This window comes from Nocardioides piscis, assembly GCF_011300215.1.
In the GTDB taxonomy this organism is placed as follows: Bacteria; Actinomycetota; Actinomycetes; order Propionibacteriales; family Nocardioidaceae; genus Nocardioides; species Nocardioides piscis.
Map to the genome: position 1 here is coordinate 1,394,706 of NZ_CP049866.1, position 25,470 is coordinate 1,420,175.

Consider the following 25,470-nt stretch of genomic DNA (forward strand, 5'->3'; position numbering starts at 1 on the left):
CTTCGACATCGGCTACGCGACGACTAGTGGCGATGCACCGTCTGCCACGAGCCCGCACGGGCTCGTGGCGGCTCTTTCGTACCTACTGGAGATGCCGAACTTCTTGGGAAAGGCATGTGATCACCGGTTGGCCCACAATTCGTAACAAATCGCGGATATCCGACGATCCCGGTGCATTCTTTCATCAAGTCGAGCCCCTTTGGTGCCTGTGCCCTCGGGAGAGGCCGACTCCAGCTGACACAAGATCCTCGAAAGCCCCGCACGACCACAGCTCGGGACGTGGATCCCGCGGGTGCTCCGCTCGCAACCCGTCACCACCGCGCTCCTCATGGGAGTCGAAAGCCCGAGGTACCCATGAACCACCCGAGCTCCACCCGCCGGTCTTCACGAGGGTTCACCATCATCAGCCGCCTTGCAGCACTGGCTCTGGCTCTCACGGGGACCGCTTACGTCGCAGCCCCCGCTCACGCGGAGGACCTGCTCCCGCCGAGCGGCACGATGCAAAACGTGCCGGACAGCGGCGAGTGTGGGGACGACGGCGGTCGTTGGGTGAAGTTCACGACCGGCGGGCCGGTCCTCGCGTCGGGCACGGCCAACTCGGGCAGCCCCAATTGGTCAGCCGAGTACGAGGCATCCGAGGGATCCTTCAAAGTTTTTGACGTGGTCGACCAGTTCGGCAACCTGATCTTCTTCGAAGCCGTTGTCGGTGGCTCTTCCTCAGCCAACCCCGTGTGGACGTTCGACCTGACGAACGACTCGCCGCGTCTGGAGGTGCCGAACGACGCCAACTTCAGCCAGTTCGCCATCTGCGCCCTCCCTCCGTTGGTGACCGCAACCATCACCAAGACAGTGAACGGGGATGGGGACTCCACGCAGTCCTTCTTGATCCATGTTGACTGCCGGTTGGGTGAGGGTGAGACGAACTTGGCCACGCCTTCCGTCGTGTCCTTGGTCGATGGTCAATCTGCGAGCATCACAGCGCCGGCCGGGGCCGCCTGCACAGTGTCCGAGCCGGTACTCCCCACGGGATACGCCCTGGTCAGCATCACCCCGGCCGCTTTCACCATGCCGACGCCGACCAGGGACGTCCCCCAACCCGTCGTGCTGGTGGCGGTCATCAACGAGGTCACCGAACAGCTTCTGACGATCTCCAAGACGTCCGTCGGCGGCACGGGCATTTTCACCTTTGACGTCTCATGCACGGACACCGCGGGCGTCGTGGTGTTCAGCCAGGACGGCGTCCAGATCGCGATCGACGAGGCGGGCGCCACGAGCGACATCGACCTCACGGTGCCCGGGCGCTCCTCGTGCACGGTGACCGAGGTCAACATTCCCGCGGGCTTCGAACCGGACGAGAACCCCATCGTCGTCGACGCCGGCGGAACTGCGTCCTTCACGAACACCGGCTACGGCTCCCTGAGGATCACCAAGACCCAGGTGGGCGGACTGGCAGGAACTCTCTTCAGCATCAGGTATGACTGCACCGACGGCACCACTGGCTCGGTCAGCCTGGCCAACGGTGGGTCCCAAACGATTCCCAGGATCCTCGGGGGAGCACGTGCACCGTCACCGAGACTGCCGCTGGTTACACCGTCACCATCTCTCCTGGCACGACGGGGATCGTCGCCGGTGGAACGGCCGAAGTCTCGGTCACCAACACGCGAGACACCCTGCCGCTGACCGTCAGCAAGACGACCTGGGGTGGGACTGGGACGTTCTCCTTCGATGTGTCGTGCGAAGGTTCGAACGGAGAGACCTTCCACACGACCGTGTCGATCACCACCTTGGGCGAGGGCGACCCCGTTGCGACCAGCGTGGACGTGCCGACCGGGCTGCTCTGCACGGTCACCGAAGGCGCTCACTCGGGGTGGACGGTCGACGACGCGTCGCAGGATGCGTCACCGGGCGAAACCGTGAGCTTCACCAACACACGGTACGGGTCGCTGCAGATCACGAAGATCGCCAACGGTGCCCCGGCCGGGACGACGTTCACCATCAGTTACGACTGCACCGACGGCACGAACGGCACGGTGAACCTGGGCGGCGGCCAGTCGTCGACGATCAACGACATCGTCGCCGGCTCCTCCTGCTCGGTCACCGAGGGCGACCAGCCGCTGTACGACGTCCAGATCGAGACGAGTCCGGCCACCATCGTTGCCGGACAGACGGTCACCGTGACGGTGACCAACACCCGCAAGACAACCTCGCTCACGATCAACAAGACGGCAGTCGGCGGCACGGGGACGTTCACCTTCGACGTGTCGTGTACCGGTGGCGGTGAGTCGTTCACACGCAACGGCGTCAGTATCACCGTGAGCACCGACGGTGCCACCGCGTCAGCAACGGTCACCGGTGTCCCCACCGGGCTCTCGTGCCTCGTCACCGAGCGCGTGCCGTCCGGATGGTCCGTCGATCGCGCGACCAGCAACGCGACGGCGGGCGGCTCGGTCTCCTTCACCAACACGCTGCAACCTGCACCTGTAGTAGTGGCACCGGCACCTGAAGTCGAGGGTGTGCAGGAGAGCGGCCGCGCAACTGGTCGCCTCTCCACCAGTTGTCAGGGGACGGTCCGGGTGACCATGCGCAACGGAACGTCGAGCGCCGTCACCTACAAGGTCGTCGTGGCCAAGAAGGTCACGAGGGTCAGGGTCAAGGCCGAGAGCACGCGGCGCTACACGACCACCGGCCCCAACCGGTCGGTTGCGAAGCTGATGCTCGGAAGCAAGGTCCTTGCAAAGAAGCGGGTTCCCGGCAGTTGCGCGGTCCCCGAGGTGCTGCCCGCGACGGGTCTGCGCCAGTCCTGAGTCACCCTCGTCCACGGGGACGCCCTGAAGGGTCCCCGGACGACGAGATGTACACGTGCAGGGAGCCACGTCTGCGAACGACTCTCGCGAAGGAGGCGGCATGAGGACAACGAAGCGGTTGTTGATCGTGCCGACCCTCCTGCTCTCACTGGGGGGCGCTGGCATCGCCAGCGCCAGCCAGGCGACGACCAGCAATGCGGTCACCCAGAACGAGAGAGTCGTCGTCCGCGCACCGCTCAAGGTGCCGAAGCTGGGCATCACCGGGGCAAGGATCATTCCGGTCGGGCTGACCAGGGGAGGGCAACTCGCCGTCGGTCCCAGCGTGACGGCCGTCTACGTCTGGAACAACGGCGTACGTCCCGGCCAGCCAGGCAGTGCGGTGATCGCCGGCCACACCTGGTCCAGGGGAGCGGGAGTCTTTGACAACCTTGGCAGGCTGGGGGCAGGTGACCGCTTCTCGGTGGGCCGATCGGTCTTTGTCGTCAACCGCGTACGGAGGGTGCAGACGCTCGGGCCGCGCGCGGTGCGAGACCTCTTCTCCGATCGGGGACCCTCCCGCGTCGTCCTGATCACCTGCGGGGACCGCTCGGCGACGACCGGTGTCTATGCGAGCCGGATCCTGGTGTACGCCGAGAAGGTCTGACAACGGCCCCGCTGTGGTTCCCCTGCGCAACCCGACGTCCCACTGGCACCAGGAATTCACCTTCTGGGGTGAATCCGTGCCACCACAGGGGTTCAGATTCGGCACAGAGTTGCTAGGGTCTGAGTTGCAACAGGTGCAAGTTCCAGCAGGTCGACGCCCGCGGAGTTTGTGATCCAACGGCGTTTCTTCTTCGGGCCTCTAGTCCGCGAGTCGGAGCGACGTGTCACCGCACTTGATGCGGGGTCTTCGAAGTGAGGGCCTCATCGCACCGATTAGGAGTACAGAGCAATGGCTCAAGGCACCGTGAAGTGGTTCAACGCCGAGAAGGGTTTCGGCTTCATTGCGCAGGAGGACGGCGGCGACGACGTCTTCGTGCACTACAGCGCCATCCAGTCCAACGGCTACAAGTCGCTGGACGAGAACCAGAAGGTCGAGTTCGACGTCACCCAGGGCCCCAAGGGCCCCCAGGCGGAGAACGTTCGCGCGGTCTGAACCCCACGCGAAGGCCGGGACAGCACCTGTCCTCGACTTCAAGACGACGAGGCCTCACCCAGTTGGGTGGGGCCTCGTTGCCGTTCGGACTATCTTTGGTCGCATCGGGAAGTTTCTGCGTTCTAATTGGTTTGAGGTGGTCGAGGGTGGGCAAGGTGTCTCTTCGACGTCGATGACTGGAGGTGTCTCATGCACGACCAGTTCGACGTGACCCTCGAGGACGACGACCTGCTCGGCGAGGTCGAGCTGACCACCACCCTCATCATCGCCGCCAGCGAGTCCGACGACCACCTCTCCCAGGCGGAGATCGACGAGCTCCTCGGTGTGACCCCGTCCGCGCCGCCCGCCCCGCCCGCCCCCGCCTGAGCAGATCTGCGCTCAGCAGGTGGCGAAGAGCACCGGGCCGCTCGTCAGGTCCGAGAGGACGTATTGACCCGGAGCCGGGTCCAGCACCAGTCGCACGACCCGGTCCTGCGCCGTGGCCGACTCGATCGCGAAGCGGTCGGCGAAGTCCCCGCCCTGTCCCGGCGCTGCTCCACCCGCCAGCCGAGCGCGGGAGTCGGCGTCGCTCCTGGCTGCGTCCTCGTTCTCGAACGACATGCTCACGCGCACCGAGCCGTTCGGCTGGCGCGCCATCGCGAAGGCATCGAGCGGGTGCACGCCGCCGGCCTCCTCGATCAGGACGTCGGCCTGCTCCTGGTCGCTCTGGTCGGCGCCGGCCATGGCGAGGTGCTCGCAGGCGTAGGAACCGGTGAACACTGCCGCGTTGACCGGTGAGCCGGAGTCCGCCACCACCTCGTCGACCGAGGTCAGGTTGGCTGACTCGCCCCTCGCAGCATCAACAGCGTCCTCGAGATAGCCACGCGTGTCGGAGGTGAGGACGACGCCGGCGTCGGGCAGCAGGGCGAAGAACTGAAGCTCCGGGGTCAGGTTGGGACCGATCCGTGCGAGCACGTCCGGGCCGCCTTCCCACACGCCGCCGCGGGAGTCGGGGCGCGTGAAGCCGAGGGCCTCCAGGGTCTGGCCCAGCTCGTCGAAGTCGGCGTCGTCGGCGAACTTGAGGATCTCCACGGCCCCTTCCGGCCCCTGGGCCAGCAGCTCCCACTCCAGGTCGGCCGGGGAGAACCCGAACTCCTCGTGCAGGGTCGGACCAGAAGCCACCAGCGCCGAGGAGGTGGACAGGTCCCGGGCGAAGGCCGCGTCGAGGAAGGCCTGGACGTCCTCGGTGCTGGGTCGCTGTCCGAGGTCCTGGCCGACGCTTCGGCGTACGGCCCTCCAGTCGGTCCACGAGAGGCGTTGCGTCTCGGCGGGCGCCATCGACACCGCACGCGCCAGGTCGGACCGCTGGCTCTCGCGCCAGGCGCGCACCGACATGGTCGCCACGACCGCGAGCAGGAGCGTGAAGATCACGATGACCGCCACGGTGAGGCCCCGGGGGAAGCGACGCAGCACGGGGGACTCCTCAGGGAACGGGGGGTGATGTGAGACTAGCGCCCATGCCGGCCCCGGATGTGCGCGCTGCCGGAGCGGTCGTGACCCGCAAGGGCGGGGACGTGCTGCTCGTCCATCGACCACGCTATGACGACTGGTCCTTCCCGAAGGGCAAGCTCGACGCCGGCGAGCACGCGATCACGGCCTGCGTGCGGGAGGTCGCGGAGGAGACCGGCCTGGACGTCCGGCTCGGTCCGTCGCTGCCCTCCCAGCGCTATGACACCGATCGCGGGCGGATGAAGACAGTCGACTACTGGGTGGCTCGGGTGCTGGGGAACGACGACGTGAGCGGCTACGCCTTCAACGACGAGATCGACGGGGTCGAGTGGGTGCCGTGGAGCCGGGCGGTCGATCGGTTGACCTATGACTACGACCGCGACACGCTCCAGCAGGCCAAGCGGCTGCGGCGCAACAGCCGGGCGCTGGTGGTGCTGCGCCACGGTCACGCACGGTCGAGGCGGGCCTGGCGCGGCGACGACCGTCGTCGCCCGCTCCTGCTCTCCGGCGAGCTGGAGGCGCAGCGGCTGGTGCCGCTCCTGGCGGCCTACGGGGTGAGCGAGGTCCACTCGTCGTCCAGCGTCCGGTGCGTCGCCTCCGTGACGCCCTTCGTCCACACCACGGGGTGGCCCCTGCACACCTACGACGAGCTCAGCGAGGAAGGTGTGGACCGGCCGACGATCGACGCGCTGCTGGCGGGGCTGTTGATGGCCGGTTCGGGGTCGGTGGTGTGCACGCACCGCCCGCTCCTGCCCGCGGTGTTCGAGGCGCTCGGTCTCGAGAAGGTCGCCCTCGAGCCCGCCGAGATGCTGGTGATCCACCACCGCAAGGGCAAGGTCGTCTCGGCCGACCGGGTCGCCCTCTGAGGCGTGCCGCTACGCCTCGGCATACGCCCCCGTCAAGCATCTTCGGGCTTGTTCATGTGACGGACGTCTCGTTCCCGGCCCAGCGTGGCCGACCGGACCCGTCTCGTTCACCCCACGTTCATCGAGGCCGCCGCAGTCGGTCACTTGGCGTGCCTACCTTGACGGCGTCAGCACCATTCACAGACCTTCAGGAGTATCGAAGTGAACCGCACTTCCTTCCGTGGCGCGATCGTTCCCGGCGTTGCCGCCCTCGTCCTCTCGCTCGCCGCGTGTGGTGGCGGCGACGCCGGCGCCGAAGGTGGCTCCGAGGGCTCCGGGGCCAGCGGCTCCGTCGCCGTCGACGGCTCCTCCACCGTCGAGCCGATGAGCAAGGCCGCCTCCGAGCTCCTCTCCGAGGAGAACCCCGACGTCCGCGTGACCGTGGCCGCGTCCGGCACCGGCGGCGGCTTCGAGAAGTTCTGCGTCGGCGAGACCGACATCTCCGACGCCTCCCGGCCGATCAAGGACGACGAGGAGGTGCCGGTGTGCGAGGAGAACGGTGTCGAGTACACCGAGCTCCAGGTCGCCACCGACGCCCTGACGGTCGTGGTCCACCCCGACCTGGCCGTCGACTGCCTGACCACCGAGCAGCTCGTCGAGCTGTGGGCGCCGGACTCGAAGATCTCCAACTGGAGCCAGCTGGACCCCAGCTTCCCCGACCAGGAGATCGCCCTCTTCGGCCCCGGCACCGACTCCGGCACCTACAGCTACATGGCTGAGGACGTCGTCGGCGACGAGTCCGAGGCCACCCGCACCGACTACGAGTCCTCCGAGGACGACAACGTCCTGGTCCAGGGCGTGTCTGGCACCGAAGGCGCCACGGGCTACTTCGGCTACACCTACTACGAGGAGAACGCCGACAAGCTCAAGGCGCTCTCGATCGACGACGGCAACGGCTGCGTCGAGCCCTCGGCCGAGACCGCCCAGGCCGGGGAGTACACCCCGCTGTCGCGTCCGCTGTTCATCTACGTCAGCAACAAGGCGTACGCCGACAAGCCGGCCGTGGCCGAATACGTCGACTTCTACATCGAGAACCTCGAGACCATCGCGTCGGCGGCCAAGTACATCCCGCTGAGCGAGGAGCTCTACGGCGAGACGCAGTCCGCCCTCGAGGGTCTGTCGTCCTGATCGACCGGGGTACCTTCCTCGCATGAGCACCAACGTCAGCGCCGGTGCAGGCTCGTCCTTCGGGGCGGGCCTGCCCGGTGCTCCCGTCAACCTGAAGGGCCGCAGCCGCCCGGGCGAGTCCGTCATCAAGGCCGTCCTCTTCGTCTCGGCGATGCTGTCGGTCGTCATCACCTTCGGGATCATCGCCGCGCTGATCCAGCCGGTCATCGAGTTCTTCGCTGACATCGCGCCCTCGGAGTTCTTCTCCTTCGACGAGAGCTCCCCCTTCTCGGTCGGGCCGCTGATCGCCGCGACGATGATGTCGACCGCCATCGCGCTGCTCGTCGCCGTACCCCTCGGCCTGGGGGCCGCGATGTATCTCTCCGAGTACGCCTCGGCGCGGGCCCGCAAGGTCCTCAAGCCGACCGTCGAGCTGCTCGCCGGAGTGCCCTCGGTCGTCTATGGCTTCTTCGCCGTGATGTTCGTGACGCCGACGCTGCTCAAGGGCTTTCTCGCCCTGGAGATCAGCTTCCTCAACGTCCTGTCCGCGGGTCTGGTGCTCGGGGTGATGATCATCCCGACGATCGCCTCGCTGGCCGAGGACGCCCTCACCGCCGTGCCCCAGGCCCTGCGCCAGGGCTCGCTGGCGATGGGCGCCAACCGGATGCAGACCACCCTGCGGGTCGTCCTGCCGGCGGCACTGTCCGGGGTCGCCGCGGCGATCGTCCTGGGCCTGTCGCGGGCGATCGGCGAGACCATGATCGTCACGATCGCGGCCGGTTCGATGAAGAACCTCTCCTGGGACCCGCGTGAGGGCATGCAGACCATGACGGGCTTCATGGCCAGCACGGCCGGTGGCGAGAACCCCGTCGGGTCGACGTCCTACAACAACCTGTTCGCCGTGGGCCTGACGCTGTTCGTCATCACCCTGGTCATCAACATCATCAGCATCGCGCTGGTACGTCGCTTCAGGCAGGCCTACTGATGAGCATCGCCACCGTCACCGCTGGTGACACCGTCCGCCTCGCGACCGGCAGGAGCCGCGACCGCAACGTCGGATCCATCGTCTTCCTGTGCGCCCTGTGGTTCTCGCTGTTCTTCGGCGTGATGGTGCTCGTGGTGCTGATCGTCGACACCGCCATCTCCGGCGCGAGCCGCTTCGACGCCGACCTCCTGACCAGCTACGACTCGACGTTGTTCCCCGAGCGCACCGGCTTCCGGGCCGGCATCCTCGGCAGCCTGTGGCTGATGCTGTTCACGGCGCTGATGGCTGTGCCCCTGGGCATCGCCGCCGCTGTCTACCTGGAGGAGTTCGCCAACTCGCAGCGTTGGTACAACCGCCTGATCGAGGTCAACCTGCAGAACCTCGCCGCCGTGCCGGCGATCGTCTACGGCCTGCTGGCCGTGGCGGTGATGGCGACGCTGGGCTTCCAGCGCAAGGGCATCGTGCTCGGTGGTGCGATCGCCCTCGCGCTGCTGATCCTGCCCGTCATCATCATCACCACCCGCGAGGCCGTCAGGGCCGTGCCGCGTGAGATCCGGGACGGTTCGTTGGCCCTCGGGGCCACCACGTGGCAGACCACGTGGCGCCAGACGCTGCCCAGCGCCATACCCGGCATCGCGACCGGCACGATCCTTGGCCTCTCACGCGCCATCGGGGAGGCTGCGCCGCTGGTGATGCTCGGGCTGGCGGGCTCGCTCCGCTTCGACCCGGAGGGGCTGATGAGCCCGATCACCGCGCTGCCGATCCAGATCTATGGACTGACCTCCAGCTCGCAGGAGGCCTACAAGGAGGCCGCCTCGGCGGCCATCATCGTGCTGTTGGTGATGATCCTCGGGCTCAACGCACTTGCCATCTACATCCGCAACAAGTTCCAGCGATCCTGGTGAGGACCCTCATGGCCAACGCCCCTGCCACTGCCACGACCAGTGCCACCAAGCAGAATGCCTCCATGGGTTCTCTCTCTGACGTCCACGGTGACGCGAACCGGCAGCTGCCGGAGTTCCCGCTCGACCCGGTGATGGAGGCGCGCAACCTCAACGTCTTCTACGGCGACTTCCACGCCGTGCACGACGTCAACCTGGCCTACGGCAAGAACGAGATCACGGCGATGATCGGCCCGTCCGGCTGCGGGAAGTCGACCGTGCTTCGCTGCCTGAACCGGATGAACGACCTCGTCGCGAGCGCCCGGGTCGAGGGCGAGGTGATCTATCACGAGCAGAACATCTATGCCCGCGACGTCGACCCCATCGCCGTACGCACGCACGTCGGGATGGTCTTCCAGAAGCCCAACCCGTTCCCCAAGTCGATCTACGACAACATCGCCTACGGCCCGCGGGTCACCGGCATGAAGGTCGACAACATGGACGACCTGGTCGAGGGGGCCCTGCGGGGCGCTGCGCTGTGGGACGAGGTCAAGGACAAGCTCAAGCAGTCGGCATACGGTCTCTCCGGTGGCCAGCAGCAGCGGCTCTGCATCGCGCGGACCATCGCCACCAAGCCCGACGTGATCTTGATGGACGAGCCGTGCTCGGCGCTCGACCCGATCGCGACGGCGCGCGTCGAGGACCTGATGCTCCAGCTGCGCGACGACTACACGCTGATCGTCGTCACGCACAACATGCAGCAGGCGGCCCGGGTCTCCGACCGCACCGCCTTCTTCACCGCCCGTCCCGACGAGACGACCGGGAACCGGACCGGCCTGCTGGTGGAGTACGACCTCACCGCCAAGATCTTCTCCAACCCCGGCAACCAGCAGACCGAGGACTACATCTCCGGCCGCTTCGGCTGAGCCGTCCTCCGCCTGCTTCTGGTCTTGGGGGGATATCCATGGGCGTTTGCGGGGTCATGACCGGCCCGTGACCCCGGTTGCTCCCATGGATATCCCGAGGGCGCTGATGCACACGACCGTGAGGAGCTGTGGACAACAGTCGCAGGCCTCGCGGTGGGGATGGCATGTGGAGGAGCCCGGCGAACTGGGCGCCGGAACGCGCATCATCGCCAGATGTCCACCACGGAGTACGGCGCCGGCGCTCCGCCGGCGCGCGGAGCTGGACCGCGCGAGGGGTTGAGGCTAGGCCTGGTCTGGCCGGTGCCGGTCGATCGGAGCGGCTGCGAGGGACCCACGCCCGACGCTGCCCGGGGCCCGAACTGGCGGCGCAGCAGCCGAGGCCTCTATGTCCCCGCTGGGGTTGACGGCTCCCTTGTCTCGCAACGGGTCGTGGAAGCGGCAGCCCTGCTCCGTGGCTGGGGCGGCGTCACTGGGTGGGCAGGGCTGAGCTGGCTCGGCGCCGTCTGGTGCGCCGGCCTCGACGGTGACGGTGTGACGCCGTCGCCCGTCCCTCTGGCAGTTGATCGCAACCACCCGATGACCGAGCAGCCTGGCTTCCACGTCAGCAATGCTCACGTCCCGCCGAGTCACCAGCTGCGCGTCGACGGGGTTCGCGTCACCACGGCTGTCCGCAGTGTCAGCTTTGAGATGCGGCGGTCGATGTCGGTCGTCGCGGCGCTGAAGTGGTTCGCGATGGCGGCATACAACGACCTGGTTTCGATCAGCGAGCTGGCCGCCTTCACCGAGAGGTGGCTCGTTGCCAAGACCGGTGTCGACAAGGTCCGCACCGCGATCCCGCTGCTGACCGAGAACGCGTGGTCACCGATGGAGCCGGAGATGTTCTATCTCTGGGTGGCACGGGGCCGGAAGCCCGCACCGTTGTTCAACACCCCGGTGTTCGATCGGTCAGGGCGCCACATCGCCACCCCGGGTCTCTTGGATCCCATGAGCGGCGTGTGTGGCGAATACCAGGGCGACGTGCACCTCACCAGGTCCCAGCGATCGAGGGATGTGCGTCGCGAGGGGGCCGTACGTCGCGTCGGGCTCGAGCAGGTGACGATGCTCGCCGCTGACAGGTTCGCTCCCGACCCGTTCCTGCAACGGCTCGATGACGCCTATGCGCGAGCCGGACGGATCCCTGCGGAGGAACGGCTCTGGACCATCGAGCAACCGTCCTGGTGGGTCGACACATCGACGGTCGAACGGCGACGGGCGCTGACCGCGACTCAGCGCGACGTGGCGCTGGGCTGGCAGCGAAGGGCAGCGGCGTGAGGGCGTCGACGGGATATCCATGGGAGCAGTCGGGGTCAAACGACCGGATCTGCCCCTCAAGCTCCCATGGATATCCCCCCGAGAGAGAGCCGTGCGTTCAGGGGAGGAAGAGCGCCATGAACCAGTAGGTCAGCGCGGCGGCGAGGCCGGCGGCCGGGAAGGTGAGCACCCAGGCGGTGAGGATGGACTTCGCGACACCCCAGCGCACGGCGGAGAGGCGCTTCGTCGCACCGACACCCATCACGGCGGACGTGATGGTGTGGGTGGTGGAGATGGGAGCCTCGAAGACGTATGCCGTCGTGTAGAGCACCGACGCGGCGACCGACTCGGCGGCGAACCCGCGCGGGGGGTCGAGGTGGATGATGCGCCGACCGAGGGTGCGCATGATCCGCCAGCCGCCGGACCAGGTGCCGAGCGAGATGGCTGTGGCGGCGGCGATGATCACCCACAGCGGCAGCGTGCCGCCGTCCTCCACGGAGGCGACGTAGCCGCCGGTGACCAGGGCCAGGAAGATGACGCCCATCGTCTTCTGGGCGTCCTGGAGGCCGTGCCCCAGCGCCATCGCGGCGGCCGAGACGGTCTGGGCGATCTTGAAGCCGCGGTTGGCGCGTGCCGGGTTGGCGTTGCGGAACACCCACATGATCGCCAGCATCAACGCGAAGCCGAGGCTGAAGGCGACGAGCGGCGAGATGAACATCGGCAGCACGACCTTCTCCAGCACGACCATCCAGTTCGCGGTGGCGCCAGCAGCGACCGCGGCACCGACGAGGCCACCGATCAGGGCGTGCGAGGAGGAGGAGGGCAGGCCGAAGTACCAGGTGATGAGGTTCCAGGTGATCGCGCCGACCAGCCCGGCCATCACGATGACCAGCCCGTGGCTCCCGGCGCCCGGGTCGATCGTGTCCGAGACGGTCTCGGCGACCTTCTGGCCGAGGAAGGCGCCGACGAAGTTCATCACGGCCGCCATGGCGAGCGCGACGCGCGGCTTGAGCGCCCCGGTCGAGACCGAGGTGGCGATGGCGTTGGCCGCGTCGTGGAAGCCGTTCGTGTAGTCGAAGACGAGGGCGACGACGACGACGGCGATGATGATGCCGAGTTCCATCGGGACTCAGGACTCCTTGACGGCGATCTGCTCCACGATGTTGGCGACCTTCTCGAAGGCGTCGATCGCCCCCTCGAGGGACTCAACGACGTCCTTGATCTTCAGCACCTCGAGGGCCTCGTACTCACCGCTGAAGAGGCTGGCGAGGATCCGTCGGAAGGCCTTGTCGCCGGTGTTCTCGAGACGGTTGATCTCGATCCAGAACTCGTCGAGGGACTTCATCGACTCCAGTGAGGGCATGGCCGCCGCGGTGAGCTCGGCACAGCGCTGCAGCACCTCGACCTGCTGGGTCGTCTCGGCGGGCAGGTGCGTGACCTCGTAGAGCAGGACGAGGTCGACGGCCTCGTCCATCATGTCCATCACGTCGTCGAGGCCGGACGCGAGGGCATAGATGTCCTCGCGGTCGAACGGCGTCACGAAGGTGCTGTTGACCCGGCGGATGATGGCGTGGGTGGTCTCGTCGGCGGCGTGCTCGGCGTCGCGCATGCGCTTGGCGATCGCCTCGCGATCACTGCCGTCCGCGAGCATCTCGGCGAGGAGCTGGGCCCCCACCACGATGTGGGCTGCTGCCTCGCTGAAGAGGTCGTAGAACGAGGCGTCGACGGGTCGGAACTTCAAACGCACGGTGAACTCCGAAAGAGGGGGGAGTGAACGCCCACATGCTAGGGGGTCGGCGACCGCTGGGCGCAACCAGCGGCCCCCCAGTCGGCTAGCGGCGCTTGCGCTGTCGGTCGATCAGTGCCTGGTGGAGATGCAGGTCACCTGTGTTGCGGTGCCATTCGCCGTCGCTGGCCAGCTCCCAGGCGTTCGTCTCGGGGCTGAACGACCGGTCGAGGAGCTCGCCGACGGCGTCGACGTTGGGCCCCTCCGGCAGCCGGACCAGGACCTCGACGCGACGGTCGAGGTTGCGGTGCATCAGGTCGGCGGAGCCGATCCACACCCGGGGGGAGTCGTCGTTGACGAAGCAGAAGACCCGGCTGTGCTCGAGGAAGCGGCCCAGGATCGAGCGCACGGTGATCGTCTCGGAGAGTCCGGGCACCCCGGGACGGAGCGCGCAGATGCCGCGGATCAGCAGCTCGACGGGGACGCCGGCCTGGGAGGCGAGGTAGAGGGCGTCGATGAGCGCCTCGTCGACGATCGAGTTGGCCTTGATCCGGATGCCGGCAGGGCGTCCGGACTGGTGGTTGGCGATCTCGGCGTGGATCTGCTCGATCAGGCCGTTGCGGACGTTGTCGGGGGCGACGAGAAGTCCGTCGTATGTCGTGTTGCGGCTGATCCCCGAGAGGTTGTTGAACAGGTGGGCCACGTCCTCGCCGACCGCCGGGTCGGCCGTCAGCAGCCCGAGGTCCTCATAGAGCCGCGCGGTCTTCGGGTTGTAGTTGCCGGTCCCGATGTGGGTGTAGCGGCGGATGCCGTCGGGTTCGTCGCGGACCACCATCGAGAGCTTGCAGTGGGTCTTGAGGCCGACGAGGCCATAGACCACGTGACAGCCGGCGTGCTCGAGCTTGCGGGCCCAACGGATGTTGGCCTGTTCGTCGAAGCGGGCCTTGATCTCCACGATGACGAGGACCTGCTTGCCCGCCTGGGCGGCGTCGATCAGGGCGTCGATGATCGGGCTGTCACCCGAGGTGCGATAGAGGGTCTGCTTGATCGCGAGCACGTGTGGGTCGGCGGCAGCCTGCTCGAGGAAGCGCTGCACGGAGGTGGCGAACGAGTCATAGGGGTGATGGAGCAGCACGTCTTGTCGGCGTACGGCGTCGAAGACGTCAACGGGCTTGGCCGACTCGAACTCCGCGAGATGGGCGTGCGTGGTGGGCACGAACGCCGGGAACTTCAGGTCGTCGCGCGGCAGGTCGGCGATGGAGTGCAGGCCCCGCAGGTCGAGGGGACCCTGCAGCCGGGTGACCTCCTCGCGGCGGACGCCGAGCTCGGAGACGAGCAGGTCGAGGACCGTCGGGTCGATCGACTCCTCGACCTCGAGCCGCACGGGCGGGCCGAACTTGCGTCGAAGCAGCTCCTTCTCCAGCGCGGCGAGCAGGTTCTCCGCGTCGTCCTCCTCCACCTCGAGGTCCTCGTTGCGGGTGACGCGGAAGGTGTGCGCGTGCACGACCTCCATCCCGGGGAAGAGCTTCTTGAGGTGCTCGCCGATCACGTCCTCGAGAGGCACGAACCGCTGGTTGCCGACCGGCACGAACCGGCTGAAGATCGGCGGGACCTTGACGCGGGCGAAGTGCTCGGTGCCGGTCTTGGGGTGCCGGACCAGCACCGCGAGGTTGAGCGAGAGCCCGGAGATGTAGGGGAACGGGTGGGCCGGGTCGACGGCCAGCGGCGTGAGGACCGGGAAGATGCGGTCCTTGAAGAGCTTCTTGCAGACTGATCGCTCGTCGCGGTCGAGATCGGACCAGCGCACGATCTCGATGCCCTCGTCGCGCAGGTCGGGGATGACCTGCTCGTTGAAGACGAGGGCGTGGCGCTTCATCAGCTCACGACTGGTGGCCCACAGCTGCTCGAGCTGTTCGCGGGGCATCAGCCCGCTGGCGGCGCGTACGGCGACGTGGGCTGCGATGCGTCGCTTGAGCCCGGCGACGCGGACCATGAAGAACTCGTCGAGGTTGCTGGCGAAGATCGCCAGGAAGCGCGCCCGCTCGAGGAGCGGCACGGTGGGGTCCTCGGCCAGCTCGAGCACCCGTTGGTTGAAGTGCAGCCAGGACAGCTCGCGGTCGAGGAAGCGGTCCTCGAACTTCTCCACGGCGGCGATCTCGGTCGGGTCGGGCACGTAGGGCGGCTCGACGTCGAAGGTGTCGGTGGGGTGGCCGAAGGCCTCACCCGGCACCGGGCCGTCCTCGATGGAGGCGCCGACGGAGCTGGGCAGCCGGGTGCTGGACGGCTCTTCGGTGGCTTCGGCTGTGTCCGGCATACAGGTCAGTCTTCCACCGCTCGGTGAACGCGGGGTGATCGACGGTCAGGGGCGTCCCCCGTCGAGGTCTTCGGACGTCTGGCTCAATAGACGACGGCCTGGACCCCGTCGGCGAGGATCTCCTCGGCGAAGACGGCCGCGCCGGCGATGGTGACCCCCTCGCGCAGGTCGCCCTCGACCATGCCGCGCCGCACCGCGCACTGCGTGCACACCGTCACCCGGCCGTTGGCGACGACGACGCCGATCAGGTCGGCGAGCGGCGTGGCGTGCTCGAGGACGAACTCCTCGGCGCGACCGGGGACGCCGAACCAGGCGGCCTCGCCCGTGAGCCACAACGAGACGTCCGCCCCCGCGGCGGTCGCGGCGGCGGCGACCGTGAACGCCTGGTTGCAGCGCTCGGCGTCCTCGGAGCCGCAGGTGACCTTGACGACGAGTGAGCGAGCCATGACAAGACTCTAGACTTCGCCGCATGCCGTTCGAGATCCCCGACAACCTGCACCCCAACTGCGGCCCGGTCGCCTGGCTGCTGGGGACCTGGCAGGGCAACGGGCACGGCGACTACCCCACGATCGGGGAGTTCGAGTTCGGCCAGGAGCTGATCTTCACCCACGACGGTCGGCCCTTCTTCCACTACATGGCGCGGGCCTGGATCGTCGACGCCGAGGGCAAGCACGTGCGGGAGGCGGCGATGGAGACCGGCTTCCTGCGCTGCCCCGAGCCGGGCAAGCTCGAGCTGCTGCTCGCGCACAACACCGGCTTCGCCGAGGTCTGGTATGGCGCTGCGGAGGCCGGAAAGATGGAGCTGCACACCGCCGGGGTGGCCTTCACCGAGACCGCCAAGCAGGTCACGGCCGGCTCCCGGATGTATGGCAACGTCGAGGGCGACCTGCTCTACGCCTACGACATGGCCGCGATGGGCCAGGAGCTCCAGCCGCACACCTGGGCGCGCCTGCGACGGGCCTGAGGGCGATGTCCTCAGGGCCGGACGACCTCGCCGACCGCCTCCGCGGCAGCGGCTACCGGTTGACGCCCCAACGCCAGCTGATCCTGCGCGCCGTCGAGGAGCTCGGCCACGCCACCCCCGACGAGGTGCTGGCCCGCGTGCGCGAGCAGGCGAGCGCGGTCAACGCCTCGACGGTCTATCGCACGCTGGAGGTCCTGCAGGAGCTCGGCCTGGTCCGGCACACCCACCTCAGCGACCGGGCGCCGACCTATCACTCCACGCGGGAGCCGGAGCACTTCCACCTCGTGTGCCGGAAGTGTCAGCGCGTCCGCAGTGTTGAACCCGATGTGGCGACCGCCCTGGTGGCCACGCTGCGCAGCGACCACGGCTTCGCCGTCGACCTCGGACACCTGGCGGTGTTCGGTCACTGCCTCGACTGCTCCCCAGGAGAAACCTCATGACCTCGCCCCTGCTCCACCTTCCCGGCGCCGTCGCCGGCGACGGGATCGACGCACCCGTGGCGGCCCACTACGGGTCGTTCAACGGCGAGCAGCGGACGCTGGAGGCGGGGGAGGGGTTCGTCGACCTCTCCCACCGTGACGTGATCCGGGTCGAGGGTCCCGACCGGCTGGGCTGGCTGCACTCGCTGACCACCCAGTTCTTCGAGGGCCTCGAACCCGGCGCGTGGACCCAGGCGCTGGTCCTCAGCCCGCAGGGCCATGTCGAGCACGCGTTCGCGGGGGTCGACGACGGCACCGCGTTCGTCGCCCACACCGAGCCGGGGGCGGGGCAGCCGCTGGTCGACTTCCTCGACCGGATGCGGTTCATGATGCGGGTCGAGGTCAGCGTGCAGACGGCGGAGACGGCCGTGGCCTGGCGGCCGGCGACCGCCGAGCGCCCAGCGACATACGACTTCGTGCCGCGGGACCGTCTCGAAGCGTATGCCGACGCCGCCGGCCCTGCCGCAGGCACGTGGGCGTTCGAGGCGCTGCGGATCGCGCGGGGCGAGCCGCGGCTCGGGCTCGACACCGACCACCGGTCGATCCCCAACGAGCTGGGCTGGATCGGGTCGGCGGTGCACCTGCAGAAGGGCTGCTATCGCGGACAGGAGACGGTCGCGCGGGTACACACCCTCGGCCGGCCGCCGCGTCGCCTCACCCTGCTCCACCTCGACGGCTCGGAGAACCGCCTGCCCGTGCGGGGTTCTGAAGTGACGGCGGGCGGCAAGTCGGTCGGCTTCGTGGGCTCCAGCGCACGCCACCACGAGCTCGGCCCGATCGCCCTGGCGCTCCTCAAGCGCAACCTGGCGGTGGACGCCGGGCTGACGGTGGACGAGATGCCGGCCGCCCAGGAGGTCATCGTGGACCCGGAGGTCGGCCTGCACTTCCGGCCCAACCGGTGAACGACCTGCTCGAGCGGGTCTCCGCGATCGCGGCCGCTGCGGAGGCCGCCGACGGGGCGGCGCCGCTCGACGAGGCGACCTGGCTGTGGCTGCGTGCCGGTCTGGGCGAGGGCGAGAGCGCGGCGGTCGACGAGACCGGCTTCCTGCTCCGGCGCGGGAGCGAGGTGCACCTCGTCGTGCACCCCGACCACCGCGGTCGGGGTCTCGGCGCCCGCCGGCTCGCGGGGGTCGAGGGCCCGGCGCAGGCGTGGTCGCACGGCAACCATCCGGCGGCGGCCAGGCTGGCGGCGCGGTTCGGGTTCGACCGGGTGCGCGACCTGTGGGTGATGCGTCGGGCGATGAGCGAGCCGCTGCCGCCAGGGTCCGGCGTCGGCATACGCCCGTTCGCGCCTGGTGACGAACCCGAGCTGCTGCGCGTCAACGCGGCCGCGTTCGCCGCCCACCCCGAGCAGGGCGCGCTCGACGTGGCCGGGCTCGCCGCCCGGATGGCCGAGCCGTGGTTCGACCCGGCGGGTCTGCTGGTGGCGATGGACGGCCCCCGGATGCTCGGCTTCCACTGGACCAAGCAGCACTCGCCCGAGCTGGGTGAGGTCTATGTGGTCGGCATCGACCCGGCTGCCCAGGGTCGCGGTCTCGGGAGCGCGCTCACCCTCGCCGGGCTCCACCACCTGGCTGGGCTCGGCGTCTCCGAGACCATCCTCTATGTCGAGGCCGACAACCACGTCGCCCGCTCGACCTATGCCCGGCTCGGCTTCACCCACGCCGACACCGACACGCACGTGCTCTATCGCCGGATTTCCTGACGCGCCTCTGTGTCGTCCGGTGCGCGACCTGTGCGTCTTCCTTCGCGTGACGCTTAGTTCAGGACGAGTGTGTCGTCGGCGCTCCCTCTGAACGACCGTCTTGTCCTGAACTACCCAAGTTGTCGGTGTCCTCGACCGGCAGGACGAAGCGATAGCCGACGTTGCGCACGGTGCCGATGAGGTGCTCGTTCTCGGGGCCGAGCTTGGCCCGCAACCGCCGGACGTGGACGTCGACGGTGCGGGTGCCGCCGAAGTAGTCGTAGCCCCAGACCTCCTGGAGCAGCTGCTGGCGGGTGAAGACCCGGCCCGGGTGCTGGGCCAGATATTTCAGCAGCTCGAACTCCTTGTAGGTCAGGTCGAGGGGCCGGCCGCGGATCTTGGCGGTGTAGGTGGCGTCGTCGACGACCACCTCGCCGCTGCGGATCACGTGGGAGGTGGGGTCGGCCGCGTCTCGCGCGGCGGCCAACCGGCTCACCGCGAGGCGGATGCGTGCCTCGAGCTCCGCCGGCCCACAGGTGTGCAGCACGACGTCGTCCATCGCCCAGTCGTGGGCGACGACCGACAGGCCGCCCTCGGTGACGATGAGCAGCACGGGCACGTCGGTGCCTGTCGTGCGGATCAGCCGGCAGAGGTCGCGCGCGTTGGCGAGCTCCTGGCGGCCGTCGACGAGCACGAGGTCGGAACCGGGGGCCTCGAGGAGCGCGCTGCCCTCGGCGGGCAGGATCTTCACCGTGTGGCCGAGCAGCGACAGGGCCGGCAGGACGTCGGCCGAGGGTTGCAGGGCGCTGGTCAGCAGCATCAGCGTGCTCATGCTCTGCCTCCTCACCACGATGGCGGATAAGCAAGGATAGGGCGCGTGAGCGCTCAGCGAGGTGGAGAAGTCGCGGCTGAGACGATCCTCGTCCGCTACTGGGCCGGGGCGCGTGCCGCCGCCGGGGTCGACCAGGACGTGTTCGAGGTGGCGGGTCCGGTCACCCTCGCCGAGGTCGTACGCCGAGTGCTGGCCGCCCACCCGGCGCCGGCCGTCGAGCCGACGATCCGCGCCTGCTCGGTGCTCGTCGGCGATCGGCCGGTCAGCTCACGCAATGCTGCGGACGTGGAGGTCGGCCCCGGGTCGACCGTCGAGTTCCTGCCGCCGTTCGCCGGGGGCTGACGAACGAACCTGGCGCTGGACGCTTCGCTCGAGATGCGCCCGGGCACCCCGCGAAGTAGTTGAAATATGACGGGGTCCCTGTCTGGTGACTGCCACCCCGACATCGCGTCTACACTCCCCGCAGGCGGGCCTGTCTGGGCCCGCCGACGCATGACCACGGGGGCGGGACGTTGACTCTGCCCTGCACAACCAACAAAGGGGGCAGTATGAACAATTCTCTTCTCCGGCGCCTCGCGCGCCGCACGACTGCGATCGGTGCGGGCGCCGCGCTGGTGGCGGCTGGACTGAGCCTGGGGGTGACGGTCCCCGCGCACGCGGTGGTGGGCCTGACCGGCCAGCTCGTCGACGCCCAGGGCAACCCGGCCGAGGGCAAGGTCGCCATCTATCGCCAGCAGGGCGACAGCAGCTTCACCACCTACAGCACGCTCACCCTCGACAACGGGTCGTTCACGCGGACCTCCTACCCGGCGGGCGTCTACAAGTTCCAGTACTCCTCCGTCGACGCGTCCTACACGGAGTTCTTCCGCGACAAGGCCGACCTCGCCTCCGCCGACGCAGTCACGGTCGCCGACGGCACCACGGCCAACCTCGGCACGTGGACGGTCGAGCAGCCGCTGGTCACGGGAACGGTCACCGACCCCAGTGGTCGGCCGGTGGGCAGTGCGCAGGTGACTGCCTACAACGCATCGACCCAGACCCGCGTCAACTCGGACTCGACTGACGACCAGGGTCGTTTCTACGTCCCCGTCGGCAGCGCGCCGGTGAAGCTCCACGTCACGTCCTACAGGTACAACCTCAGTGACGAGTGGTACAACGACAAGCCGACCTTCGCGACCGCCGACGCGGTGTCCGGGTCGGCCGCCGGCACCAACCTGGCCATCGCGCTCGCTCCGGCCGGCAAGATCACCGGGCAGGTCACCAACGACGCCGGCGTCCCGCTGGAATACGTCGAGGTCTGGACGGTGAGCGACTCCTCCTACAACGACTACGTCGACGTGACGGACAAGAACGGCGTCTACGTCATCGAGAACGTGCCGACCGGCAACTTCGACATCTGGTTCTACGACCCCATCGGGGAGTACGACGACGAGTACTACAACAACGTCCAGACCCGCGCCGAGGCCACTGAGCTGACGGTCTCGCCCGGCCAGGTCGTCTCCGGCATCAACGCCAACCTCACACCCGAAGCGGCCGAGGTCCCGGCCCGACGGTCGAGGTCTCCGGTGCCGTCCGCGACGACGCCGGCGCTCCGCTGGTGGGCGTCCCGGTGCATGCCTGGAGCACCCCGAACGGTTCGGCCAGCGAGAAGATCGTGGAGACGGTCCGCTCCAACCGCCAGGGTGTCTACAGCTTCACCGAGCTCGACCAGGTCGCCGGCGAGAACCAGTTCAAGATCGAGGCCGCCCCCTCCGACGGATACATTCCCGGTGACGAGAACGCGTTCCGCGTGTTCGACTCCTGGTATGGCGGCAAGACCGACTACGACCGGTCGCCTGTCGTGACGGTCCCGGCCGCGGGTGCGGACATCTCGCTGCTGCGTGCCGGTGGCATCGAGGGCTCGATCACCGGTGTCGCCGGTCTCGGCCTGAGCGGCTCCGCCACTCTCCTCGACGCCGACGGGGACAACGTCGGCGGTTCCGCGACCAAGGCGGACAACACCTTCAAGAGCCGGTCGATCTACCCGGGGACCTACAAAGTGCAGTTCGCCGACACCCAGGGAAACCACGCCGCGGAGTGGTGGAAGAACGCGACCTTCGCCGATGCCACCACCATCACGGTGAAGCCGGGCCAGATGGTCTCCGGCCTCAACGCGGTGCTCGCCGCCACGTTGTCGACCACCGAGCGCCCCGAGGTCAAGAACTACCCGTGGGTCGGCAAGCCGGTCTCGGCGACCTCCGGTTCCTGGAACCTCTCGTCGGGCACCACCTACACCTACGAGTGGCTCAACGGCTCCACGGTGGTCGGCAACGGCGCGACGTTCACGCCGAGCAAGTCCCTGATCGGCAAGCGCCTCGTCGTGCGGGTGACCGCTGAGAACGGCAAGCTGGTCGGCACCTCCACGACGGCCAAGACCGCCAAGGTCGGCTACAAGCCGAAGATCAAGGCCAAGGTGAAGGGCTCCAGCGTTACCTTCAAGATCAAGGCCAAGCCGGTCAAGGGGAAGAAGGTCAAGGGCACGGTCGTCGCCAAGGAGATCGTCAAGGTCAAGAAGAACGGCAAGATCAAGTACAAGAAGCTGGGCAAGACCAAGATCAAGAAGGGCCAGGGCAAGCTCTCGCTCGGCCAGCTGAAGAAGGGCAAGCACAAGGTCGTGTTCTTCTTCAAGGGCAAGGGCAAGGTCGGCTCCAACGACATCAAGCGCAAGATCAAGCGCTGACGTCCGGTTGATGCGCAGGGCCCCGATGGTTCAGACCACGGGGCCCTGTCGCGTTCCGCGCGCGAGCGCGCCCGTGCATGTGAGAGATTGCGCGGCGTGGAGAACCTGACCAGGGCTGCTCGGGCGGTGCGTCGTGCAGTGCGGTCCGTCGCCCCGACCGCGAGGTGCGCCGGGTGGTTCACGGCGTCGAGCTGAGGCTGCCGTGGTCGCACCGGTTGCCTGACTACGTGGCGGTGCACCCGACGTACGGCGTGAACATCGTCGACCTCGCGCAGGCGCTGTCGGACTCCGACCCCGCGCCGCTGCGGGTGCTCGACGTCGGAGCCAACGTCGGCGACACCGCCCTGGCGATCCTGGCCCGGACCGATGCCCGCGTGCTGTGCGTGGAGGGCGACCCCTACTGGCTCCGCTGGCTGGAGCTGAACGTCGCTTCCGACCCCCGGGTCGTCGTCGAACCGAGCCTGGTCAGCCTGAAGAGCGACGCGACCATGGCGCCCGTCCGACGAGGCGGGACGACCAGGTTCGAGGCAGCAGGGACGACGGGCTCGGCGCGCCTGCGCAGCCCGGGCGAGCTGCGGGCCTCCCATCCCGACTTCGCCGGGCTGCGGTTGATCAAGTGCGACACCGACGGGTATGACGTCCCGCTCGTGCCAGCTCTGGCCGCCGCCTGGGGTGACTCGACGCCGGTGTTGTTCTTCGAGCTCGACCACCGCCTCACCCGCCTCGCGGGCCACGACCCGCGCACCCTGTGGCCAGCGCTGACCGACCTGGGCTACGTCGAGGCGGCGGTGTGGGACAACCACGGGCGTCCGCTGTTTCGGGCGTCCCTGGCGGACATGCCCGCCCGGGCGGCTGAGCTCGACGGACCCAGCTTCACCAAGGACTACTGGGACGTCGCGGTGGTGCACGCCGACGACGGCGTCGGGGCTGCGGCTCTGTCGAGCGTGTTGCCGACCTTCTGGTCGTCCCAGGGGTCCTGAGCCTCGTCGTCAGGATCCGCCAGGGTCGGAGGCAGCGCGAAGAGCGCGACGGTGATGTAGAACCACAGGTGCCGGTCCCAGACCATGTTCTCCAGCTGGGCGAGGGCGAAGTAGCCCATCACCCCGACGAGTGGAGCGGCCCGCACCCAGTGCTGCGGGCGGATGCCGAGGCGCAGCTGCCGCACGAGCAGGCACCCCACGGTGCTCCAGATCAGGAAGAAGCCGGCGAGCCCCAGGACGCCGCCCATGTTGGCCGCCTCGAGCACGAGGTTGTGGGCGTCCAGTCCCTGGGCGAAGCCGAGGCCGGTGAGCGGGTGCTGCCCGATCTCGGCCAGGGCGTCGCGAGCGTCCTGGATGTGCGCGGAGTTGCTCAGGTCGACCAGCCCGGTGAGCTCACCGCCGAAGATCCGGTGCAGGGTGCTGCCCGGTGGCATGAAGGGCATCGCGGCGGCCAGCGCGACCGCTCCCGCGACGGTGGCACCAGCGGCGGCATACAGCCCCCGCCGCCGCCCCAGGATGGCCAGATAGGTGGCTGCGATCAGGGTGCCGATCAGCGCCGACCGGGCTCCGGTCAACAACTGGCCCCACAGGCAGAGCAGGCCGAGTGCCACCGCAAGGACCCGCACCTTCCAGGTGGTGGCGCTGACGAACCATCCGATCGCGAAGACGACGCCGAACATCGTCGACACGGCCAGGTGCATCAGGTGCTCGCCAAGACCGTGGGCGCGGGCGAAGCCGGGCACGACCGGCCCGAAGACCGCCGCGACCGCGCTCACGGCCGCGCCGGCGCAGTAACAGCCGGCCAGCCAGGTCGCGAGGCGGGGCGACGGGCGCACCACCGAGAGGGTGACGATGACGAACGGCATCCCCAGCACGAAGCGGGCCAGCCACTCCAGCTGCCACCAGCCGTCGGTCGCGACCATCCCGAGCAGCCCGCCGGCCGCCATCGTGAGGACGCCGACGAACGGAACGAGCAGTCGTGGGGGCATCCGCAGCCGCGAGAGGAACGGCAGGCAGGCCAGGCTGAGCCCGACGAGCGCCAGGTCGCCGACCGAGGCGCTGGGCGTCCATGGCCGGACGCCGTTGAGCGGCTGCAGGAAGGCGATCGCGCCCATCAGCACCCACAGCGGCGACCACGCGGCGTACACGCGCGTCACCCTACTCACCTGCCATACTTCCGCGCAGTCGGCAACCGGGGCCAAGGAGAAGGCAGCAATCGATGTCAGTCAGCGTCTATCTGCACCGGCTCTGGCGACGTTGGCGGCTGATCGGCGCTGTCACCGCGGCCTTGCTCCTCGTTGCACTCGTCATCACGCTGACGACGCCGGTCACCTATGTCTCCGAGGCCACGCTCTATGTCGCGAGCGCCGGCGACGAGGCCGACCTCGAAGCGATCGTCGCCGACGGCGTGCAGGTCAAGGGCCGGGCGTTGTCGTATGCCGCGGTCGCCTCGTCGGAGGCCATGGCGCGGGTGGTCTCCGACGAGCTCGGCCTGGACGAGCCGCTCGACGAGACGAGCTCGAGGGTCCACACCGAGGTGCCGTTCGCGACCGTGCTGATCAACCTCGAGGCCGAGGGAGAAACGGCGCAGGAGGCCCAGGACGTGGCCCAGACGGTCGTCGACAACTACAACGACGTGCTCGCAGAGCTCGAGACTGCAGACGAGGGCGAGCTCGCCGTCGAGGTGGCCATGGTGGCGGAGCCGTCCCTCCCCGAGTCGCCGAAGTCACCACGCACACTGCTCAACCTGCTGGCCGGGCTGGTCGCGGGCCTCCTCCTCGGTGTCGGGGCGGCCGTGCTGCGGGACCTCGCGAACGACAGCGTCAGCGGGCCGACCGACCTGCGACGGCTCGGACTCGCCCCGCTGGCCGTGGTGCCGACGGGTGCCACCGTCGGCGATGAGGGTTTCGCCCGCGCGCGGGTGGGCCTGGACGCCCAGCTGGACGGCCTGGCGGGCCGCACGGTCGTCGTCACGCCGTGCAGCAGCAAGGACGTCGACCCCTCGGTGACGGCGGGGTTGCAGGCAGCCATGGCCGGCGACGGGATCACTCTCGTCGATGCCGGTCCCACGCGCGAGGTGGCCGAGGCGCGCGCGGCAGCCCGTCGCGGCGATGGTGCCGTGATCGTAGCCACGGCTGGCCGCACCTCCAGGGCCGAGCTGCGTGAGGCCGTGCTGGAGATGCAGGACGTCGGCGCCCGGGTGCTGGGGGTCGTGCTGCGCGACGAGCGCCTCGGGTGACAGGCCCCGCTC

Annotated in this window: 27 protein-coding genes; 20 read left to right on the plus strand and 7 right to left on the minus strand. The window is 68.6% G+C overall.

The window, feature by feature from the left end:
- Window positions 1-507 precede the first annotated feature (507 nt).
- The 5 genes from G7071_RS06875 to G7071_RS06895 all read left to right on the plus strand — a co-directional run bounded on the left by G7071_RS06875 (window position 508) and on the right by G7071_RS06895 (window position 4,305).
- A complete protein-coding gene (locus G7071_RS06875; protein ID WP_166316570.1) occupies window positions 508-1,680 on the plus strand; it encodes a DUF5979 domain-containing protein in 1,173 nt (390 codons plus the stop codon).
- Entirely contained in the window at window positions 1,599-2,804 is a 1,206-nt protein-coding gene (locus tag G7071_RS06880; RefSeq protein WP_425489425.1) for a DUF5979 domain-containing protein, read from the plus strand. Before G7071_RS06875 ends, G7071_RS06880 begins: the two co-directional genes overlap by 82 nt.
- A gap of 100 nt (window positions 2,805-2,904) precedes the next feature.
- Window positions 2,905-3,447: a class F sortase gene (locus G7071_RS06885; RefSeq protein ID WP_166316576.1), complete on the plus strand. Its 543-nt coding sequence runs from the start codon at window positions 2,905-2,907 to the stop codon at window positions 3,445-3,447.
- 288 nt (window positions 3,448-3,735) lie between these two features.
- Window positions 3,736-3,939, plus strand: coding sequence for a transcription antiterminator/RNA stability regulator CspE (cspE, locus tag G7071_RS06890; RefSeq protein WP_036491281.1), 204 nt, complete (start codon window positions 3,736-3,738; stop codon window positions 3,937-3,939).
- Between the two features lie 189 nt (window positions 3,940-4,128).
- Window positions 4,129-4,305: a hypothetical protein gene (locus G7071_RS06895; RefSeq protein ID WP_166316579.1), complete on the plus strand. Its 177-nt coding sequence runs from the start codon at window positions 4,129-4,131 to the stop codon at window positions 4,303-4,305.
- 12 nt (window positions 4,306-4,317) lie between these two features.
- Here G7071_RS06895 and G7071_RS06900 read toward each other — a convergent pair whose 3' ends face one another.
- The gene (locus tag G7071_RS06900) at window positions 4,318-5,391 is read right to left on the minus strand and encodes a hypothetical protein (protein WP_166316582.1); all 1,074 of its coding nucleotides are present in this window, start codon (window positions 5,389-5,391) and stop codon (window positions 4,318-4,320) included.
- 44 nt (window positions 5,392-5,435) lie between these two features.
- Between G7071_RS06900 and G7071_RS06905 the strand changes: the two genes are divergently transcribed.
- The 6 genes from G7071_RS06905 (at window position 5,436) to G7071_RS06930 (ending at window position 11,542) form a co-directional block, all read left to right on the plus strand.
- On the plus strand, window positions 5,436-6,293 hold the full coding sequence (locus G7071_RS06905; RefSeq protein WP_166316585.1) for an NUDIX hydrolase: 858 nt from the start codon (window positions 5,436-5,438) through the stop codon (window positions 6,291-6,293).
- A 201-nt stretch (window positions 6,294-6,494) separates the two neighbouring features.
- Window positions 6,495-7,460, plus strand: coding sequence for a PstS family phosphate ABC transporter substrate-binding protein (locus tag G7071_RS06910; protein WP_206062935.1), 966 nt, complete (start codon window positions 6,495-6,497; stop codon window positions 7,458-7,460).
- 22 nt (window positions 7,461-7,482) lie between these two features.
- Window positions 7,483-8,424, plus strand: coding sequence for a phosphate ABC transporter permease subunit PstC (gene pstC, locus G7071_RS06915; RefSeq protein WP_166316588.1), 942 nt, complete (start codon window positions 7,483-7,485; stop codon window positions 8,422-8,424).
- Window positions 8,424-9,329 carry a phosphate ABC transporter permease PstA gene (gene pstA / locus G7071_RS06920; RefSeq protein ID WP_166316591.1) on the plus strand — a complete coding sequence of 302 codons (906 nt, stop codon included), beginning with the start codon at window positions 8,424-8,426 and terminating at the stop codon, window positions 9,327-9,329. Before pstC ends, pstA begins: the two co-directional genes overlap by 1 nt.
- Window positions 9,330-9,460: 131 nt before the next feature.
- Window positions 9,461-10,231: a phosphate ABC transporter ATP-binding protein PstB gene (gene pstB / locus G7071_RS06925; protein WP_281351777.1), complete on the plus strand. Its 771-nt coding sequence runs from the start codon at window positions 9,461-9,463 to the stop codon at window positions 10,229-10,231.
- A gap of 213 nt (window positions 10,232-10,444) precedes the next feature.
- Window positions 10,445-11,542, plus strand: coding sequence for a hypothetical protein (locus tag G7071_RS06930; RefSeq protein ID WP_166316597.1), 1,098 nt, complete (start codon window positions 10,445-10,447; stop codon window positions 11,540-11,542).
- A 97-nt stretch (window positions 11,543-11,639) separates the two neighbouring features.
- On the opposite strand, the gene G7071_RS06935 is transcribed toward G7071_RS06930, so the two are convergent.
- The 4 genes from G7071_RS06935 to G7071_RS06950 form a co-directional block, all read right to left on the minus strand.
- Entirely contained in the window at window positions 11,640-12,644 is a 1,005-nt protein-coding gene (locus G7071_RS06935; RefSeq protein WP_166316600.1) for an inorganic phosphate transporter, read from the minus strand.
- A 6-nt stretch (window positions 12,645-12,650) separates the two neighbouring features.
- Entirely contained in the window at window positions 12,651-13,268 is a 618-nt protein-coding gene (locus G7071_RS06940) for a DUF47 domain-containing protein (RefSeq protein ID WP_166316603.1), read from the minus strand.
- A gap of 85 nt (window positions 13,269-13,353) precedes the next feature.
- On the minus strand, window positions 13,354-15,561 hold the full coding sequence (locus G7071_RS06945; protein ID WP_206062936.1) for an RNA degradosome polyphosphate kinase: 2,208 nt from the start codon (window positions 15,559-15,561) through the stop codon (window positions 13,354-13,356).
- Between the two features lie 83 nt (window positions 15,562-15,644).
- Complete coding sequence (locus tag G7071_RS06950; protein WP_166316606.1) at window positions 15,645-16,007, minus strand: DsrE family protein; 363 nt, start codon at window positions 16,005-16,007, stop codon at window positions 15,645-15,647.
- A gap of 23 nt (window positions 16,008-16,030) precedes the next feature.
- Between G7071_RS06950 and G7071_RS06955 the strand changes: the two genes are divergently transcribed.
- The 4 genes from G7071_RS06955 to mshD are packed head-to-tail and all read left to right on the plus strand — an operon-like array spanning window position 16,031 to window position 18,709.
- Window positions 16,031-16,525: a heme-binding beta-barrel domain-containing protein gene (locus G7071_RS06955; RefSeq protein ID WP_166316609.1), complete on the plus strand. Its 495-nt coding sequence runs from the start codon at window positions 16,031-16,033 to the stop codon at window positions 16,523-16,525.
- Window positions 16,526-16,530: 5 nt separating this feature from the next.
- The gene (locus G7071_RS06960; protein ID WP_166316612.1) at window positions 16,531-16,965 is read left to right on the plus strand and encodes a Fur family transcriptional regulator; all 435 of its coding nucleotides are present in this window, start codon (window positions 16,531-16,533) and stop codon (window positions 16,963-16,965) included.
- Window positions 16,962-17,906 carry a CAF17-like 4Fe-4S cluster assembly/insertion protein YgfZ gene (ygfZ, locus tag G7071_RS06965; protein ID WP_166316615.1) on the plus strand — a complete coding sequence of 315 codons (945 nt, stop codon included), beginning with the start codon at window positions 16,962-16,964 and terminating at the stop codon, window positions 17,904-17,906. Before G7071_RS06960 ends, ygfZ begins: the two co-directional genes overlap by 4 nt.
- Window positions 17,903-18,709 carry a mycothiol synthase gene (gene mshD / locus G7071_RS06970; RefSeq protein WP_166316617.1) on the plus strand — a complete coding sequence of 269 codons (807 nt, stop codon included), beginning with the start codon at window positions 17,903-17,905 and terminating at the stop codon, window positions 18,707-18,709. Before ygfZ ends, mshD begins: the two co-directional genes overlap by 4 nt.
- 58 nt (window positions 18,710-18,767) lie before the next feature.
- Here the strand turns inward: mshD and G7071_RS06975 are convergent, their stop codons facing one another.
- A complete protein-coding gene (locus G7071_RS06975; protein ID WP_166316619.1) occupies window positions 18,768-19,520 on the minus strand; it encodes a winged helix-turn-helix transcriptional regulator in 753 nt (250 codons plus the stop codon).
- A 45-nt stretch (window positions 19,521-19,565) separates the two neighbouring features.
- On the opposite strand from G7071_RS06975, the gene G7071_RS06980 reads away from it, so the two are divergent.
- From G7071_RS06980 to G7071_RS06995, 4 genes are all read left to right on the plus strand, one after another.
- The gene (locus tag G7071_RS06980; RefSeq protein ID WP_166316621.1) at window positions 19,566-19,862 is read left to right on the plus strand and encodes a MoaD/ThiS family protein; all 297 of its coding nucleotides are present in this window, start codon (window positions 19,566-19,568) and stop codon (window positions 19,860-19,862) included.
- A 206-nt stretch (window positions 19,863-20,068) separates the two neighbouring features.
- A complete protein-coding gene (locus tag G7071_RS06985) occupies window positions 20,069-21,364 on the plus strand; it encodes a carboxypeptidase-like regulatory domain-containing protein (protein ID WP_166316623.1) in 1,296 nt (431 codons plus the stop codon).
- Window positions 21,310-22,239, plus strand: coding sequence for a hypothetical protein (locus G7071_RS06990; protein WP_166316625.1), 930 nt, complete (start codon window positions 21,310-21,312; stop codon window positions 22,237-22,239). Before G7071_RS06985 ends, G7071_RS06990 begins: the two co-directional genes overlap by 55 nt.
- 173 nt (window positions 22,240-22,412) lie before the next feature.
- A complete protein-coding gene (locus G7071_RS06995) occupies window positions 22,413-23,219 on the plus strand; it encodes a class I SAM-dependent methyltransferase (protein ID WP_166316627.1) in 807 nt (268 codons plus the stop codon).
- Here the strand turns inward: G7071_RS06995 and G7071_RS07000 are convergent.
- Window positions 23,123-24,376 (minus strand): O-antigen ligase family protein, encoded by a 1,254-nt coding sequence (locus G7071_RS07000; RefSeq protein ID WP_166316629.1) that lies wholly within the window; start codon window positions 24,374-24,376, stop codon window positions 23,123-23,125. The genes G7071_RS06995 and G7071_RS07000 overlap by 97 nt on opposite strands.
- A 62-nt stretch (window positions 24,377-24,438) precedes the next feature.
- Here G7071_RS07000 and G7071_RS07005 point away from each other — a divergent pair, with 62 nt between their 5' ends.
- The gene (locus G7071_RS07005; protein ID WP_166316631.1) at window positions 24,439-25,458 is read left to right on the plus strand and encodes a YveK family protein; all 1,020 of its coding nucleotides are present in this window, start codon (window positions 24,439-24,441) and stop codon (window positions 25,456-25,458) included.
- Window positions 25,459-25,470: the final 12 nt, after the last annotated feature.

Coding starts and splice junctions, on each gene's coding strand:
- pstA (WP_166316591.1), top strand. CDS start 8,424: ATGAGCATCGCCACCGTCACCGCTGGTGACACCGTCCGCCTCGCGACC.
- pstC (WP_166316588.1), top strand. CDS start 7,483: ATGAGCACCAACGTCAGCGCCGGTGCAGGCTCGTCCTTCGGGGCGGGC.
- G7071_RS06905 (WP_166316585.1), top strand. CDS start 5,436: ATGCCGGCCCCGGATGTGCGCGCTGCCGGAGCGGTCGTGACCCGCAAG.
- G7071_RS06930 (WP_166316597.1), top strand. CDS start 10,445: ATGTCCACCACGGAGTACGGCGCCGGCGCTCCGCCGGCGCGCGGAGCT.
- G7071_RS06895 (WP_166316579.1), top strand. CDS start 4,129: ATGCACGACCAGTTCGACGTGACCCTCGAGGACGACGACCTGCTCGGC.
- G7071_RS06960 (WP_166316612.1), top strand. CDS start 16,531: ATGTCCTCAGGGCCGGACGACCTCGCCGACCGCCTCCGCGGCAGCGGC.
- ygfZ (WP_166316615.1), top strand. CDS start 16,962: ATGACCTCGCCCCTGCTCCACCTTCCCGGCGCCGTCGCCGGCGACGGG.
- G7071_RS06985 (WP_166316623.1), top strand. CDS start 20,069: ATGAACAATTCTCTTCTCCGGCGCCTCGCGCGCCGCACGACTGCGATC.
- G7071_RS06885 (WP_166316576.1), top strand. CDS start 2,905: ATGAGGACAACGAAGCGGTTGTTGATCGTGCCGACCCTCCTGCTCTCA.
- G7071_RS07005 (WP_166316631.1), top strand. CDS start 24,439: ATGTCAGTCAGCGTCTATCTGCACCGGCTCTGGCGACGTTGGCGGCTG.
- G7071_RS06955 (WP_166316609.1), top strand. CDS start 16,031: ATGCCGTTCGAGATCCCCGACAACCTGCACCCCAACTGCGGCCCGGTC.
- pstB (WP_281351777.1), top strand. CDS start 9,461: ATGGAGGCGCGCAACCTCAACGTCTTCTACGGCGACTTCCACGCCGTG.
- G7071_RS06975 (WP_166316619.1), bottom strand. CDS start 19,520: ATGAGCACGCTGATGCTGCTGACCAGCGCCCTGCAACCCTCGGCCGAC.
- G7071_RS06935 (WP_166316600.1), bottom strand. CDS start 12,644: ATGGAACTCGGCATCATCATCGCCGTCGTCGTCGTCGCCCTCGTCTTC.
- G7071_RS06950 (WP_166316606.1), bottom strand. CDS start 16,007: ATGGCTCGCTCACTCGTCGTCAAGGTCACCTGCGGCTCCGAGGACGCC.
- cspE (WP_036491281.1), top strand. CDS start 3,736: ATGGCTCAAGGCACCGTGAAGTGGTTCAACGCCGAGAAGGGTTTCGGC.
- G7071_RS06945 (WP_206062936.1), bottom strand. CDS start 15,561: ATGCCGGACACAGCCGAAGCCACCGAAGAGCCGTCCAGCACCCGGCTG.